Below are 13,748 nucleotides of genomic sequence, written 5' to 3' on the forward strand. Positions count from 1 at the left end.
CGCACCAGGGCCTGCCCCGGGGCCGGTCTGGCAGGCCCTAGGCGCCCTTGGTGGCGCTCAGTTCGGCGAAGACGACGACGTTGTCCCGGTACTCCGTGCCGTCGCGCGGACCGCCGCAGGTGATGAGCCGCAGCTCCGGTCCCGCCACGTCCCCGTAGACGTCGTCCGTGGGGAAGTCGGCCTTCTCGACCGTGCGTACGGAGGTGACCGTGAACTCCGCGGCCGTGCCGTTCCGCAGCCGGGTCTCGATCCGGTCGCCGCGGTGCAGCCGCGCGAGGTGCCGGAAGACGCCGTCGCCGTACCGGCCCACCGTGACGTGGCCGAGGAGGACCGACGGCCCCGCCTGGCCCGGGGTCGGCGAGTGCCGGTACCAGCCGGCGCGGTCGTCGTCCGTGACGGGCGGGACCTCCACCGTGCCGTCCGCGGCCAGCCCGAGGTCCATCACCGGGGTGTCGACCCCGATGGCGGGGATCCGCAGTCCCACCGGCACCGAACGCGCCAGGGGGCGCACGGACTTCGCCGGGGCCTGCTCGGGCGGTGCCGCCGTGGCCGTGGCCGTCGCGGGCGCCGCGCGGCCGGGGGCGGCGTCGCCGTCCCCCTGGCCGCCGCCGCAGCCCACGAGCAGTACGGCCAGCGCGGCGGTCGCGAGGGCCCGGCCGGGGCGCGGGATCATGCGCCGGTCGCCGCCGTCCGTCGACGGCGCACGACGAGGAGGACCGCGCCGCCCGCGAGGAGCACACCGGCACCCGCGCCGATCAGGCCCTCGTCGGTGCCCGTGGCGTCGGACGGCGTCGCCACTCCGGTGTCGGCCGCGCCCCTGGGCACGACGGAGACCTGGCCGTCGGCGGGTGCCCGGGTCGGCCGCTCGGCCGGGACGCTGACGGAGGGCTCGGGGGTCGCCTCGGTCCGTCCGGTGTCCCGGCTCGGGGCGCTCTCGGCGGGCGCGGCGGGGGCCGGGGTGCGGCCGCCGTCGGCGAACGCGGGCGCGGTACCCGCCAGGACGGCGGTGCAGGCCAGGGCCACTGCGGTGAGGATGGTTCGGCGCATCGGATCGCTCTCTCTCGTCGTCGGCATGTCCACGCGTGGGCGCGTCGGCACGCCGCGTGGGGGTGTTGCGGATCGGACGGAGAGACGAGGCGGGGGCGGAGCGGGTTGTAAAGGGCTGGCAAAGTCGGCTTCGGCGGCCACCAGGACGACGGGGACGGGGCGGACCGCAGACGCGCCGAGACGCGCCGAGACGCGCCGAGGGCCCGCACCGTCCGGTGCGGGCCCTCGATACGTGTACTGCGCGCGGGTTACGCGGGAACGATGTTCTCCGCCTGCGGGCCCTTCTGGCCCTGCGTGACGTCGAAGTTCACCCGCTGGCCCTCCTGGAGCTCACGGAAGCCCTGCGCGTTGATGTTCGAGTAGTGGGCGAAGACGTCGGCGCCGCCGCCGTCCTGCGCGATGAAACCGAAGCCCTTTTCGGCGTTGAACCACTTCACGATACCGGAAGCCATGCTTTTTTCTCCTAGGCAGTGCTGAAGGCCCACACTGTGCGGACCCTCCCATCGCCGCGATGATCACCTGCCCGGAAACCCGGTAACACAAATGGCAACCACAACTGCAACTGATGTCCAGCCTAGCACGCAATACTTCGACGGCACGGTAAGAAATCACCCGCAAAGATCTGCCCTTTTTCCCGTCGGACAATTATTCCCGCGCCCGGCGAATAATTGTTTCAGCGGGACGAGATTTCCGTTCACCGCGGTGTCGCTCAGCGTCCGAGGACCAGGACGCCGTACCGGCCGAGCACGGAGGACTGGAGGGTCTCGCCCTCGGCGTAGCGCCAGCCCCAGGAGCGCAGCGCCTGCACGGTCCCGCCGTCGGTGCGGTCCACCAGCGTGATGCCGAGGGCGGCGTCGTGCTCGGCGAGCAGCCGGGCCTGCATGCGCCGGGCGAGGTTCCAGGAACGGTCCTGGTGCTGTCTGCGCACACGGGCCGGGACGACGATCCCGCAGACCAGGAAGAGCCTGCCGGACGCGGCGACGGGCAGCACGGTCCTGGGCAGGTACGGCTCCAATCCCCGCACACCGCGCGGGTCGCCGCCGGGCACGGGATAGCCGTAGGCGCAGCCGGTCAGCACGGTGGTCTCCGCTATCAGCAGGCAGAAGCCCGGACGCCGTACGTCGGCGCCCAGTCGGCGCAGGAAGGCACCGCGCGCCGCGTTCCACGCGCGGGGGCCGCCGCCGGAGGTCTGCGCGTACAGGTCGCCCAACTCGGCCAGCCGGTCCTCTATCTGACACTGGGTCAGCGGCCGCAGCCGCTCACCGGCCAACGGCGAGGAACCGCGCACCGGCCCCGGGCGCCGCGGGTCCGGCCGGGGGGTTCCGGCGGACCGCTCGTGAGGTTCCGTGGTCACCGGCCGCACCGGCACGTGCACCGTCATGAGGCGAGTCCCGCCCCGGGCTCGGGCGAACCGGCCCGGTGTCGTCGATCGCCGGGAGCGGCACCGGTGTCGGGGCCGGTGCACGGCAGGCCCCCGGTTTCTCCACCGTAACTCCGGGCCCCTCCCGCGTCCCGGTGAGTCAGCGGCCGCAGGGCAGGTCGACCTCCAGGGTGGTGGGGCCGCCGGGCGGGCTGGTCAGTCGGAGGGTGCCGTCCAGCGCCGCGACCCGGCGGCGGATGCCGGTCAGGCCCGAGCCGCCATCCTCGTCGGCGCCGCCCCGGCCGTCGTCCTCGACCAGCAGGCGCAGCCGGCCCCCGCGGGCCCGGACCGTGACCGAGGACCGTGCGGCACCGCTGTGCTTCGCGACGTTCGTGAGCGCCTCGGCCGCCACGAAGTACGCCGTCGCCTCGACCGACGCCGCGCACCGCTCGGGTACGTCGGCCTCGACACGGCACGGCACCCCGCAGTCCGCCGCCAGTCCCGACAGCGCGCCCGCCAGGCCCCGGTCGGCCAGGACCGGCGGCAGGATGCCCCGCGCCACCGAACGCAGCTCCGCCAGCGCCTGCTCCGCGGCGGACTGCGCCCGTTCCAGCAGCTCGTCCGCCCCGGCCGGGTCACGCGCCGCCATCCGCCGGGCCGCGCCCAGCAGCACCGTCACCCGCCGTGTACGAGCGGGGGCTGGGCTTCGGCCCGGTCGTCCTCTCCCGCGAACTGGCCGCCGGGCACACCACGACCGGCCTCGACCGGCGGGCCCTGGTCCGCACCGACGGCACGCGGGAGGCGGGGCGGGCGCTCGCCGCGCTGGCCGCCGACCGTCCCGGCCTCGCGGTCGCGAGCACCGCCCCGGACGCCACCGGCGCGGACACCCCGCCCGAGGTGTGGATCAACCTGGCGGTGGTCGTGGTGCTGCTCGGGTACCTGCTGCTGAGCATCGCCAACAAGCTGGTCGCCGCCACCGCCCAGCGCCGGACGGAGATCGCCGCGCTGCGTCTGGTCGGCACGACCCCGCGGCAGATCCGCGCGATGATGCGCCGCGAGGCCGCGGTGATCGCCGCCGCGGCCCTCGTCTCCGGCCTCCTGCTGTCCGCCGTCCCCCTGGCCCTCCTCGGCCAGGGTTTCCTCGGCCGCCCCTGGCCGGCGGGGCCCGCCTGGCTCCTCCCGGCGGTGGCCGCGACGGTGGTGCTGACGTCGTACCTCACCATCGAACTCCCCACCCGCCACGCCCTGCGCACCCCTCCGGCCGACGCGCTGCGAACGCCCTGACGCCGACACGGGGGCCGCCGCCCACCCCGCCGACACGGGGGCCGCCGCCCACCCCGCCGGCCGAGGGCTGCGACCGGCGGTTCGGCGACCGGACGCCCTCGCGACGGGCGGTCCCTCCAGGCCGGACAGACACCCTGTACGACCTGGGCGCTACGGCGGGGCCGGACGCCCTTCACCCCCCGGATGCGACGGCCGGACCGGACGCCCTCCACGACCGGGGCGCTACGGACCGGCCCCGCGACGGGCGCGGGAACACAGCCGGACACGCTCCACGACCCCCGCGCCCCTCCCGGCCCCGCCGACGGCAGGGTCGGAGCCCCACCTCACCGGCCGAAACCGGCGAGCCTTCGCGGTCGGCAGGCCCGTCGGCCCGACTCCTGCACGGCCCGCGCACCACGGCCGCGCGGGGGCCCCGCGGCGGGGCGGGGGGCACAGCCGGACACGCCCCACGACCCGGCGGTTCGGGGACCGGGCCCCCGGCGGCCCGGGAGGTCGGCGGGCGGGCCGGGTGGGGCTGGGCCGGGTGGGGCTCACCCGTGCCGGGTACGGAGGGCCGTACGGGCCGGGAGGGTGACCGCGGCGAGGGTGAGGGCCGCCGCGGTGGTGGCGAAGGCGGCGTGGAGCAGCGGGGGCACGTGCGGGAACTCGCCGGTCAGGCCCCGCATCATCGGGGTCAGCGTGATGACGGCGATGGCGGTGCCCAGGGCCACGCCCGCCGCCGACACCAGCAGGCTCTCCCAGCCCAGCATGCGCAGCACCTGGCGCCGGGTGGAGCCGACGAGGCGGAGCGTGTGCAGTTCGCGGCGGCGGTCCAGGACCGTCATCACCAGGGTGTTGGCCGCGGCGACGGCGGCGAAGCCGCCCAGCACGGCGGCCATCGTGTAGTTCGCCCAGGCGCCGAACTCGCGGTCCACGTTCTGCGCGAGCGCGTACCCGGAGGCGTCCGTGACCTCGCCGAGCACGGTGAGCGGTGCCGCCTCGCCGCCGCTGACCAGCAGCGTGTCGGCGAAGGCCGACGTGACGTGCCCGTCCAGGGACGCGCGGTCCATGGTCACCGCCGGCAGGCCCAGGCCACGGCCGTAGACCGCGACGACCTCGGGGGCGGCCTTCGTGCCGTCGGGGAGGTGGAGCGGCAGCTTGTCGCCGAGCCCGGTGTCCGTGGCGGTGGCGAGGGTCTTGTCGATGGCGATCCGGCCCGGGCCCAGGCGCTCCAGGCCGCCCTCGCGCACGTCCAGGTCCTGGACCTCGGCGAGCTGCGCACCGGGACCCGAGACGCCCTGCGTCGCCGTCCCCTGCAACGAGGTCTCGCCGCCGCCGCGTACGGGCACCAGCACCTGCGTGTCCAGCAGGCTCACGGCCGCGTCGACGCCGGGCAGACGGGCGGCCCGGTCGGCGGCGTCGGCGGGCAGGCCCGCCGGGGCGGTGACGACGTGGTCCGCCGTGACCCCCGCACGGAGCTGCTCCGAGGCGACGTGGCTCTCGCTGGTGTGCATGAAGACCAGCGTCGACGCGAAGGCCATCGCCAGCACGATCGGAGTGATCGCGGAGGCCAGTCGGCGGGCGTTGGTGCGCGAGTTGGCCGCGGCCAGCGACGCGGAGGCACCGCCGCCGCGCAGCAGCAGCCCGAAGAGCGCCGCGCACAGCCGCGCCAGGAGCGGCCCGAGCAGGGCGACGGCCAGCATGAAGAGCATGACGACACCCAGGGAGGCGTTGGCCGCGTCGGACCCGGCGGCGGAGGCCGCCACCCCGGCCAGCACCGAACCGCCGCCGACCGCGGCCAGCCCGAGGACCGTACGGACGACGCCCGGCCGCAGCCGCTCCACCGAGGCCTCGGCGAGCGCCTGCCCCGGCCTGATCCTCGCGGGCCTGCGCCCGGCCGCCCAGCCGGCACCGAGCGCCGTGAGCAGCCCCACCCCGACGGCGGCCAGCAGCGGGAACCCCGACACGTGCACCTCGACCGCCTCCGGGACGGCCCCGCGGTCCCGCATCTGACCGAACCACCAGTGCGCGAGCCCGATGCCCGGCAGGCAGCCGAGCAGCCCGGCGAGCGGGGCGACGAGCAGCGCCTCGGCGGCCACCGCGCGGCGGATCTGGCGCGGGGTGGCGCCGACGGCGCGCAGCAGCGCGAACTCGCGGGTGCGCTGACCGACGGAGAGCGCGACCGTACCGGTCGCGGTGAAGACCGCGACCAGGGTGGCGATCCCGCCGAAGGAACCGCCGACCGCGAAGAGCGTCTCCTTGGCGTACGCCAGCCCGTGGTCCTCGACCTCGCCGCGGTCGTCACCGGTGAGCACCTGCGCGCCCGTGCCCGCGAGGGCCTTTCCGACGGCGTCGGCGAGGGCGTCCGGGTCGACGCCGTCCTCGGCCACGACGGCGACGGCGTCGGCCTTGCCGGGATGCCCGGCCAGCACGGACGCCTCGGCGTCGGCGAACCAGGCCGTGCCCCCGGCACCGCCCGTCCCCTCGCCCGCGGCCTCACCCGCGAGGTCCCCCGCACCGGCTTCGGCCAGCCCGGACACCCGGAAGCCGGCGGGCCCGTCGGCCGTCTCCAGGGCGACGGTGTCGCCGACGCCGACCCGCGCGGTGCGGGCCGCGTCCGCGTCGAGGACCACCTCGCCCGGGTGCGGCGCGGCGCCCTTGGACAGCGCGGTGCCGGTGAAGGCGTGCGAGCCCCAGCCGTGGCCGGTGAGCCCACCGGCGGCGGAGGTGCCCCCGTGCACCGGGAAGGTGAGGTCCGGTACGGAGGTCGCCGCGCCCGGCACCTCGGCGGCCTTCGCCGCCAGCCCCGCGTCCACGCGGGCGGTGTCCGGCAGCGGGTACGCGGTCTCCTCGGGACCGTCGACGGTGTCGGCGACGACACGCGCCGACTGGTCGGCCGCCGCGACGACCTGCGCGTCGGCGTACCGCTCCGCCGGCACCGAGGCACGGATGCCGGTCTCCAGCAGGACGCCGCAGGCCGCGACGATCAGCGCCGACATCATCAGCGCGACGAAGGTGCCCGCGAACGAGGCGGGCTTGAAGCCCACGGCGGCGCGGGCGAGGCCGTTGGGCTTAAAGCTCATGCCGTCACCCCCGTACCGACCCCGGCCCCGACCCCGACCCCGGCCGTCGCCCGCGTTCGGCCGGTGAGCGCGGTCATCCGTGCCGCGATCTCCTCCGCCGAACCCCGTTCGAGGTGGTCGGCGAAGGACCCGTCGGCGAGGAACAGCACACGGTCGGCCCAGGCGGCCGCGGCCGGGTCGTGGGTGACCATGACGACGGTGGCGCCGAGGGTGTCCACCGCGTGCCTCAGCAGCCCGAGGACCTCGGCGGCGGTACCGGTGTCGAGGGCGCCGGTGGGCTCGTCGGCGAAGATCACGTCGGGGGTGGTGACCAGGGCGCGGGCGACGGCCACGCGCTGCTGCTGGCCGCCGGACAGCTCGCCGGGCCGGCGCCGCGCCTTGTCGGCGAGCCCGACCTGCGCGAGCACCGCCGCCGCCCGGCCGCGGTCCTGACGCTGCCCGGCCAGGCGCAGGGGCAGCAGGACGTTCTGTTCCACGGTCAGCGACGGCAGCAGGTTGAACGCCTGGAAGACGAAGCCGAGGCGGCTGCGGCGCAGCTCGGTCAGCTCGTTCTCCTTCATGCCGGTGATCTCCGTGCCGCCGAGGCGCACCGACCCCGCCGACGGCCGGTCGAGCCCGGCGGCGCACTGGAGGAAGGTCGACTTGCCGGACCCGGACGGGCCCATGACGGCGGTGAAGGTGCCACGGGGGAGGCCGAGATCGACGCCCGCGAGCGCGTGCACCGTGCCCGCGCCGCGGCCGTACTACCGCCGGACCCCGCGCAGTTCGACGGCGAGCCCCGGCGTGGCGGCCGGGGCCCGCGGACGGTCGTCCGCCAGTCCCGGCCGGTGCTCGGCCTTCTGCCGCTTGCCCTTGCGTAGCCTCATGGTCCCGTCTCCCTCATCCGTCTCGCCCCGTCCATCAGGTGCGTCTGTGTGACGGAGGGAAGAGTGCGGGGACGGTTCGGCGCCGGGCGTCATACCCGGGAGCCAATGTCGGACTGATACCGCGGTAGGGGTGGTGGGAGGCGTGGAGGCGGGACTACTCCCCCGGCGCCACCAGCCCCGACTCGTAGGCGAAGACCACCGCCTGGGCGCGGTCGCGCAGGTCGAGCTTGGTCAGGACGCGGCTGACGTGCGTCTTCACCGTCTGCTCGGCCAGTACCAGGGTCTGGGCGATCTCCGCGTTGGAGTGCCCTCGGGCGACCAGGGTGAGGACTTCGGTCTCGCGTTCCGTCAGGCCCTTGAGGCGCAGCGCGGGCTTGCCCCGGGACGTAGGGGGGCGCTGCTTGGCGAAGTCGGCGATGAGGCGGCGCGTGACGGAGGGGGCGAGCAGGGCGTCGCCGGAGGCCACCACGCGGACCGCCGCGATGAGGTCGGCCGGCGGCGCGTCCTTCAGCAGGAAGCCGCTGGCGCCCGCGCGCAGCGCCTCGTACACGTAGTCGTCGACGTCGAACGTGGTGAGCATCAGCACCCTCGGCCGGTGGGTGACCCCCGGCGGCGGCGACAGCAGACGGCGCGCGGCCTCCAGCCCGTCCATCTCCGGCATCCGCACGTCCATCAGGACCACGTCCGGATGCGTACGGCGGCTCAGCTCGACGCCCTGGGCGCCGTCGGGGGCCTCGCCCACCACGTCGATGTCGCTCTGGGCGGCCAGCAGCGCGGCGAAGCCCGCCCGCACCATGGCCTGGTCGTCGACGATGATGACGCGCGTCGTCACGTGAAATCCTCTTCCGTCAGGGGGAGTTGTGCGGCGACCCGGAAGCCGCCGTCCGGCAGCGGGCCCGCGTCGAGGGTGCCGCCGACGAGCCGCACCCGCTCGCGCAGGCCGACCAGGCCGTGCCCGGTGCCGCCCACTTCGAGCGGCCCGGCGGTCGGCTCGGGCGGCGGGTCGTTGACCACCAGGACGGTGAGCCGCTCCCCGCCCCGGCCGTCGTCGGGCTGCTCCCCGCCCCGGCCGTCGTCGGGCTGCTCCCCGCCCTGCCCGTCGTCGGGCCGCGCCACCGACAGCGACACGTGCGTCGCGGCACCCGGCGCGTGCCGTACGACGTTCGCGAGGGCCTCCTGCACGATCCGGTACGCCGACAGGCCCACCGCCTCGGGCACCTCGGCCTCGCAGGGAGTGAACTCCACCGGCCCGCCCGTGCGCGCCGTCGCCTCCACCAGCTGCCCGATCTGCGCGAGGCCCGGCTGGGGCACCAGTTCGCCGTGCGACTCCTCGTTGCGCAGCACGCCGAGGAGGCGTCGCATCTCGCCGAGCGACTCCCGCGCGGTCGCCGCGATGGAGGTGAACTCCCGCCGCACGTCCGGCGGCAGCGTGTCGTCGAGGCGGTACTCCGCGGTGTCCGCCTGCACCGTGATGACGGACATGTGGTGCGCCACCACGTCGTGCAACTCGCGCGCGATGCGGGCGCGTTCCTCCAGCAGCGTCCGCCGACCCCGCTCGGCCTCGCTGATGGTCTCCTGCTCGGCCAGCCTGCGCCGCACCTCGGACCGCTCGCGCAGCACACCGCCCAGCAGGAGCGCGACGCCGCCGAGGATGGTGAGCAGCAGCTCCTTGGCGCCGGAGCCGTGCGGGGCGACGAATCCCAGACCGACGTTCGCCCCCGCCGTCGCCAGCCACACCAGCACCAGCGTCCGGGGCCGCTCGCGCAGGCCGAGGGCGAGGCAGAGGGCGACGTACCCGACGAGTTCCATGGGCGGGAACGGCCACAGCAGCCGCTCCTGGAAGTCGACGGAGAGCAGGGCGAGGGCCCCGGCCACATCCCCGGCGAAGACCACGCACCAGGCATGCAGCGGCCGTACGACGGCGAGCAGCAGCGGCGCGGCCTGCGCGACCGCCAGCGCGCTCGCGACACCGCCGTTCAGGCCGTAGTCGGCGGTGAGGACCACGATGGTGGTGGGCAGCAGGACGACGCACAGCACGAACGCCACGGCCCACGGCAGCAGCCGCACCCACCGCCGCGAGGCCCCCGCGAGCAGCGCACGAGGGCGCTCCTCCTCCACTGAGGTCATGGCCACCACCCTAGGTGCCGGGCGAAGCCACGCCGTCACCCTGGAGAGCCAAGCCGGAGTGCTACCCCGGTAGGGGGTCGGCCCGCCCCGAGCGGTCCCTCAGCCTCTGGCCGCCGTGCCTGGAAGGGGCGGACGGGGTGCGCGGCCGGCCGGAGGGTCCGGGCGGCCGCGCGGTGCTACGACGCCACCGGGGTCGTCGGGCCCACGAGTTCCGTCAGGACGTCCTCCATCGTCACGAAGCCCAGGACCGAGCCCGTCTCGCCGGTGACGGCGGCCAGGTGGCTGTCCTCGGCGCGCAGGGCGGTGAGGGTGTCGTCCAGGGGGGTGTCGATGCGGACGCGGGTGACGCGGTGCAGGGCCGTGCGCGGGAAGGGGCTCTCGCGGTCGGTCAGGCCCAGGGTGTCCTTGATGTGCAGGTAGCCGAGGACGGTGCCGCCGGGGCCGGTGACCGGGAAGCGGGAGTAGCCCGCGTCGGCGGCCATGCGTTCCAGCTCGGCCGGGGTGACCGTGTGCGGGACCGTGCGCATCTTCTGCACCGGGACCAGGATCTCGCCGACCGGGCGGGTGCCCAGCTCCAGCGCGTCGCGCAGGCGCTCGCCGTCGGCCGGGGTGAGCAGTCCGGCCTCGCTGGCGTCGACCACCATGCGGGCCAGCTGGTCGTCGGTGAAGACGGCCTCCACCTCGTCCTTCGGCTCCACCCGCAGCAGCTTGAGGAGCGTGTTGGCGAAGGCGTTGATGCCGAAGACGACCGGCTTCAGGGCCCGGGTGAGGGCCACCAGCGGCGGGCCGAGGATCAGCGCGGTGCTCGCCGGGGCGGCCAGCGCGATGTTCTTCGGGATCATCTCGCCGATCAGCATGTGGAGGTACGTCGCCAGGGTCAGGGCGATCGCGAAGGCGACCGGGTGGACCAGCGCGTGCGGCATGTGGACCGCCTCGAACACCGGCTCCATCAGGTGCGCGATGGCCGGTTCCGCGACCGCGCCGAGCACCAGGGAGGAGACGGTGATGCCGAGCTGGGCCGTGGCCAGCATCTGGGAGATGTGCTGGAGGCCCCACAGGGTCATCCGGGCGCGCTTGTCGCCCGCCTTCGCGCGCGGCTCGATCTGGCTGCGGCGCACCGAGATCATGGCGAACTCGGCACCCACGAAGAAGGCGTTGGTCAGCAGCGTCAGCGCGCCGACGAAGAGCTGTACGACGGTCATCGGGCCAGCTCCCGCTCAGGGTGGGCCGACCGCTCACGCACCGACCGCTCACGCGCCGACCGCTCACGCGCCGACCGCTCACGCGCCGACCGCTCACGCGCCGACTGCTCGCGCGGCGCCGCTTCGTGCGCCGGGGCGTCGGCGTCCGGCGCGGGGGCCGTGACCCGGAGGCGGTCGGCACGGTGGTGGTCGACGTCGAGGACGTCGATGCGCCAGCCGTCCAGGGCGACCACGTCGCCCTTGGCGGGGATGCGTGCCAGGTGGGTGGCGACCAGGCCGGCCAGGGTCTCGTAGGGACCCTCCGGCGCGGTCAGGCCGATGCGCTCCAGGTGGTCCAGGCGCAGCGACCCGTCGGCCTCCCAGGCCGCGCGGCCGTCCGGGTCGGCAGGGGCGGGCAGCAGGTCCGGTACCTCGACCGGGTCGTGCTCGTCGCGCACCTCGCCGACGACCTCCTCGACGATGTCCTCGACCGTCGCCACGCCCGCCGTACCGCCGTACTCGTCGATGACGACGGCCATGGTGCGGCCGGCGCGCATGCGCTCCAGGAGGCGGTCTGCGGGCAGGCTGTCCGGCACCAGGAGGGGCGCGGCGGCCAGCTCGGTGACGAGGGTGGCCCGGCGCCTGTCCGGCTCCAGGGCCAGCACGTCGCGGATGTGGACCGTGCCGATGACCTCGTCCAGGCTGTCCCGGTAGACCGGGAAGCGGGACAGGCCGGTGGCGTGCGAGAGGTTCGCGGCGTCGGCGGCGGTGGCGTGGGCCTCCAGGGCCTTGACGTCCACGCGCGGGGTCATGACGTTCTCCGCGGTCAGCTCGCTCAGGTGGAGCGTACGGACGAAGAGCTCGGCCGAGTCGGCCTCCAGGGCGCCCTCCGCGGCCGAGTGCTGGGCGAGGGCGACCAGCTCCTCGGCGCTGCGGGCGGAGGCGAGCTCCTCGGCCGGTTCCAGGCCGAAGCGGCGCACGACTCGGTTCGCCGTGTTGTTCAGGTGCCGGATGAAGGGGCCGAAGGCGGTGGTGAAGCCGCGCTGCGGGCCCGCGACGACCTTCGCGACGGCCAGCGGGCGGGAGATCGCCCAGTTCTTGGGGACCAGCTCGCCGACGACCATCAGGACGACGGTGGACAGCACCACGCCGAGCAGGGTCGCCACCGTGGAGGCGGCGCCGCCCAGACCGATCGCCGTCAGCGGGCCGCGCAGCAGCACCGCGATCGACGGCTCGGCCAGCATGCCGATGACCAGCGAGGTCACCGTGATGCCGAGCTGGGCGCCGGACAGCTGGAGGGTCAGCGAGCGTACGGCCTTCAGGGCGCCGTCGGCGCCGCGCTCACCGGACTCGGCGGCACGCTCCAGGTCGGAGCGCTCGACGGTGGTGAGGGAGAACTCGGCCGCGACGAAGACGGCGCAGGCCAGGGTGAGGAGGAGGGCCAGCAGGAGCAGCAGGACCTCGGTCACCGTGCCACCCCGCTTCCCTCACGCACATACGGGGGCACTGGCGGGCCGGCCGTGGCACGGCCGGTACTGGGAGGCTCCATTACGGAACGGGACTCCTTAACGGGGTCGGTGGACGCCGGTACCAGCCGGGCGCCCGAGGGTTCCCCCTCATGGTAAAGGACGAGCAAAGAGAGCGGGAGTCCAGAGACCCTATGCTTCTACTCGCCTGTAGAGAACGGCCGGACGGCTCCGGTTGTTCCCCGGACGAAAGCGAAGGAGTGAACCGCCTCGATGGTGTTCAAGCGGCTGCTCGGTTCCCTCGGCGTGGGCGGACCCACGGTGGACACGGTCCTCGACCCGGGCGCCGCCCGGCCGGGGGGCACGCTGTCGGGCCGGGTCCGCCTCGTCGGCGGCGCCGCCGACCACGACGTCGAGCAGGTCGCGCTGGAACTGGCTGCCCGCGTGGAGACCGAGACCGAGCACCGGAAGACCGCCCCGGAGGGAGACGGCGAGGGCGTCGTCGTCTTCGACCGGCACACCGTCGGCGGGTCCTTCCGGCTCGCGGCGGGCGAGGAGACGAGCATCCCCTTCGCGGTGACGCTGCCCTGGGAGACCCCGGTGACCGAGCTGCACGGGCGGCCCCTGGGGATCGCGCTCGGCGTGCGCACCGAGCTGGCGGTCGCCGGCGCCCGGGACCGGGGCGGCCTGGACCCGCTCGCCGTGGCGCCGCTCCCGGCCCAGGAAGCCGTCCTGGAGGCCCTCGACGGGCTGGGCTTCGGCTTCCGCTCCGCCGACCTGGAGTACGGCCGCATCGGCGGCACCGGGCAGCAGCTGCCCTTCCGCCAGGAGATCGAGCTGACCCCGCCCTCGCGCTACGCCCACCAGGCCAACGAGATCGAGCTGACCTTCCTGGCCGTGCCCGGCGCCCTCGAAGTGGTGCTGGAGGCGGACAAGCGCGGCGGCCCGTTCTGCGACGACGGGCACGACGCGCTCAGCCGCTTCACCGTCCCGCACGAGGGCCCCGCCGGACCGCGGGACTGGACCGCCCTCGTCGACGGCTGGATCCAGGAGCTGCTCGAGCACCGCGCGTCGTACGGCTCCCACGCGGTGTACGGACACGACTCCGGGTACGCCGGTCACGGGCCGGGGGCGTCCCACGGCGGGCCCGGGGCCGGTGCCGCCCTCGCGGCCGGCGCGGCGGGGATCGCCGGGGGGCTGGTGGCGGCCGAGGTCGTCGACGCGGTGGGGGACTTCTTCGGGGGAGACTCCGAGGACGAGGAAGGCTGATAACTTCTACAGTGCTGTAGAGGGTTCGGGCCGCTCCGCTCCCGGTTCGGCCCCGGACCACCCCCGATCACCCTTTTCCGGCCGAC

At 75.3% G+C, this 13,748-nt stretch carries 10 protein-coding genes and 3 pseudogenes; 2 read left to right on the forward strand and 11 right to left on the reverse strand.

The window, feature by feature from the left end; all coding sequences use genetic code 11:
- Positions 1–37: 37 nt before the first annotated feature.
- From IE94_RS0108445 to IE94_RS0108465, 5 genes and pseudogenes are all read right to left on the reverse strand, one after another.
- Positions 38–673 carry a class F sortase gene (locus IE94_RS0108445; protein WP_030180521.1) on the reverse strand — a complete coding sequence of 212 codons (636 nt, stop codon included), beginning with the start codon at positions 671–673 and terminating at the stop codon, positions 38–40.
- On the reverse strand, positions 670–1,047 hold the full coding sequence (locus tag IE94_RS39035; RefSeq protein ID WP_030180523.1) for an LPXTG cell wall anchor domain-containing protein: 378 nt from the start codon (positions 1,045–1,047) through the stop codon (positions 670–672). Before IE94_RS39035 ends, IE94_RS0108445 begins: the two co-directional genes overlap by 4 nt.
- Positions 1,048–1,295: 248 nt before the next feature.
- Positions 1,296–1,499, reverse strand: a complete 204-nt coding sequence (locus IE94_RS0108455) for a cold-shock protein (RefSeq protein WP_030180525.1) — start codon at positions 1,497–1,499, stop codon at positions 1,296–1,298.
- 257 nt (positions 1,500–1,756) lie between these two features.
- Complete coding sequence (locus IE94_RS0108460; protein ID WP_245235200.1) at positions 1,757–2,401, reverse strand: hypothetical protein; 645 nt, start codon at positions 2,399–2,401, stop codon at positions 1,757–1,759.
- Positions 2,402–2,567: 166 nt separating this feature from the next.
- Positions 2,568–3,089: pseudogene (locus IE94_RS0108465) on the reverse strand (sensor histidine kinase); the annotation flags it as partial.
- Between IE94_RS0108465 and IE94_RS0108470 the strand changes: the two are divergent.
- Positions 3,083–3,691: pseudogene (locus IE94_RS0108470) on the forward strand (FtsX-like permease family protein); the annotation flags it as partial. The pseudogenes IE94_RS0108465 and IE94_RS0108470 sit on opposite strands and share 7 nt — an antisense overlap.
- A 530-nt stretch (positions 3,692–4,221) precedes the next feature.
- On the opposite strand, the gene IE94_RS0108475 reads toward IE94_RS0108470, so the two are convergent.
- The 6 genes and pseudogenes from IE94_RS0108475 to IE94_RS0108500 all read right to left on the reverse strand — a co-directional run bounded on the left by IE94_RS0108475 (position 4,222) and on the right by IE94_RS0108500 (position 12,396).
- The gene (locus IE94_RS0108475; protein ID WP_030180531.1) at positions 4,222–6,753 is read right to left on the reverse strand and encodes an ABC transporter permease; all 2,532 of its coding nucleotides are present in this window, start codon (positions 6,751–6,753) and stop codon (positions 4,222–4,224) included.
- Positions 6,750–7,619 (reverse strand): annotated as a pseudogene (locus IE94_RS35305) (ABC transporter ATP-binding protein). Before IE94_RS35305 ends, IE94_RS0108475 begins: the two are co-directional and overlap by 4 nt.
- Positions 7,620–7,773: 154 nt before the next feature.
- Entirely contained in the window at positions 7,774–8,451 is a 678-nt protein-coding gene (locus tag IE94_RS0108485) for a response regulator (protein WP_030180532.1), read from the reverse strand.
- On the reverse strand, positions 8,448–9,746 hold the full coding sequence (locus IE94_RS0108490; protein WP_030180534.1) for a sensor histidine kinase: 1,299 nt from the start codon (positions 9,744–9,746) through the stop codon (positions 8,448–8,450). Before IE94_RS0108490 ends, IE94_RS0108485 begins: the two co-directional genes overlap by 4 nt.
- A 176-nt stretch (positions 9,747–9,922) precedes the next feature.
- On the reverse strand, positions 9,923–10,948 hold the full coding sequence (locus IE94_RS0108495) for a hemolysin family protein (protein ID WP_030180536.1): 1,026 nt from the start codon (positions 10,946–10,948) through the stop codon (positions 9,923–9,925).
- Complete coding sequence (locus IE94_RS0108500; protein WP_030180538.1) at positions 10,945–12,396, reverse strand: hemolysin family protein; 1,452 nt, start codon at positions 12,394–12,396, stop codon at positions 10,945–10,947. The genes IE94_RS0108495 and IE94_RS0108500 overlap by 4 nt, the downstream gene beginning before the upstream one ends.
- 270 nt (positions 12,397–12,666) lie before the next feature.
- Between IE94_RS0108500 and IE94_RS0108505 the strand changes: the two genes are divergently transcribed.
- Positions 12,667–13,662, forward strand: a complete 996-nt coding sequence (locus tag IE94_RS0108505) for a sporulation protein (RefSeq protein WP_030180540.1) — start codon at positions 12,667–12,669, stop codon at positions 13,660–13,662.
- Positions 13,663–13,748: the final 86 nt, after the last annotated feature.

This window comes from Streptomyces violaceorubidus (assembly GCF_000717995.1).
GTDB lineage: Bacteria > Actinomycetota > Actinomycetes > Streptomycetales > Streptomycetaceae > Streptomyces > Streptomyces violaceorubidus.

Coding starts and splice junctions, on each gene's coding strand:
- IE94_RS0108490 (WP_030180534.1), bottom strand. CDS start 9,746: ATGACCTCAGTGGAGGAGGAGCGCCCTCGTGCGCTGCTCGCGGGGGCC.
- IE94_RS0108475 (WP_030180531.1), bottom strand. CDS start 6,753: ATGAGCTTTAAGCCCAACGGCCTCGCCCGCGCCGCCGTGGGCTTCAAG.
- IE94_RS0108505 (WP_030180540.1), top strand. CDS start 12,667: ATGGTGTTCAAGCGGCTGCTCGGTTCCCTCGGCGTGGGCGGACCCACG.
- IE94_RS0108455 (WP_030180525.1), bottom strand. CDS start 1,499: ATGGCTTCCGGTATCGTGAAGTGGTTCAACGCCGAAAAGGGCTTCGGT.
- IE94_RS0108445 (WP_030180521.1), bottom strand. CDS start 673: ATGATCCCGCGCCCCGGCCGGGCCCTCGCGACCGCCGCGCTGGCCGTA.
- IE94_RS0108495 (WP_030180536.1), bottom strand. CDS start 10,948: ATGACCGTCGTACAGCTCTTCGTCGGCGCGCTGACGCTGCTGACCAAC.
- IE94_RS39035 (WP_030180523.1), bottom strand. CDS start 1,047: ATGCGCCGAACCATCCTCACCGCAGTGGCCCTGGCCTGCACCGCCGTC.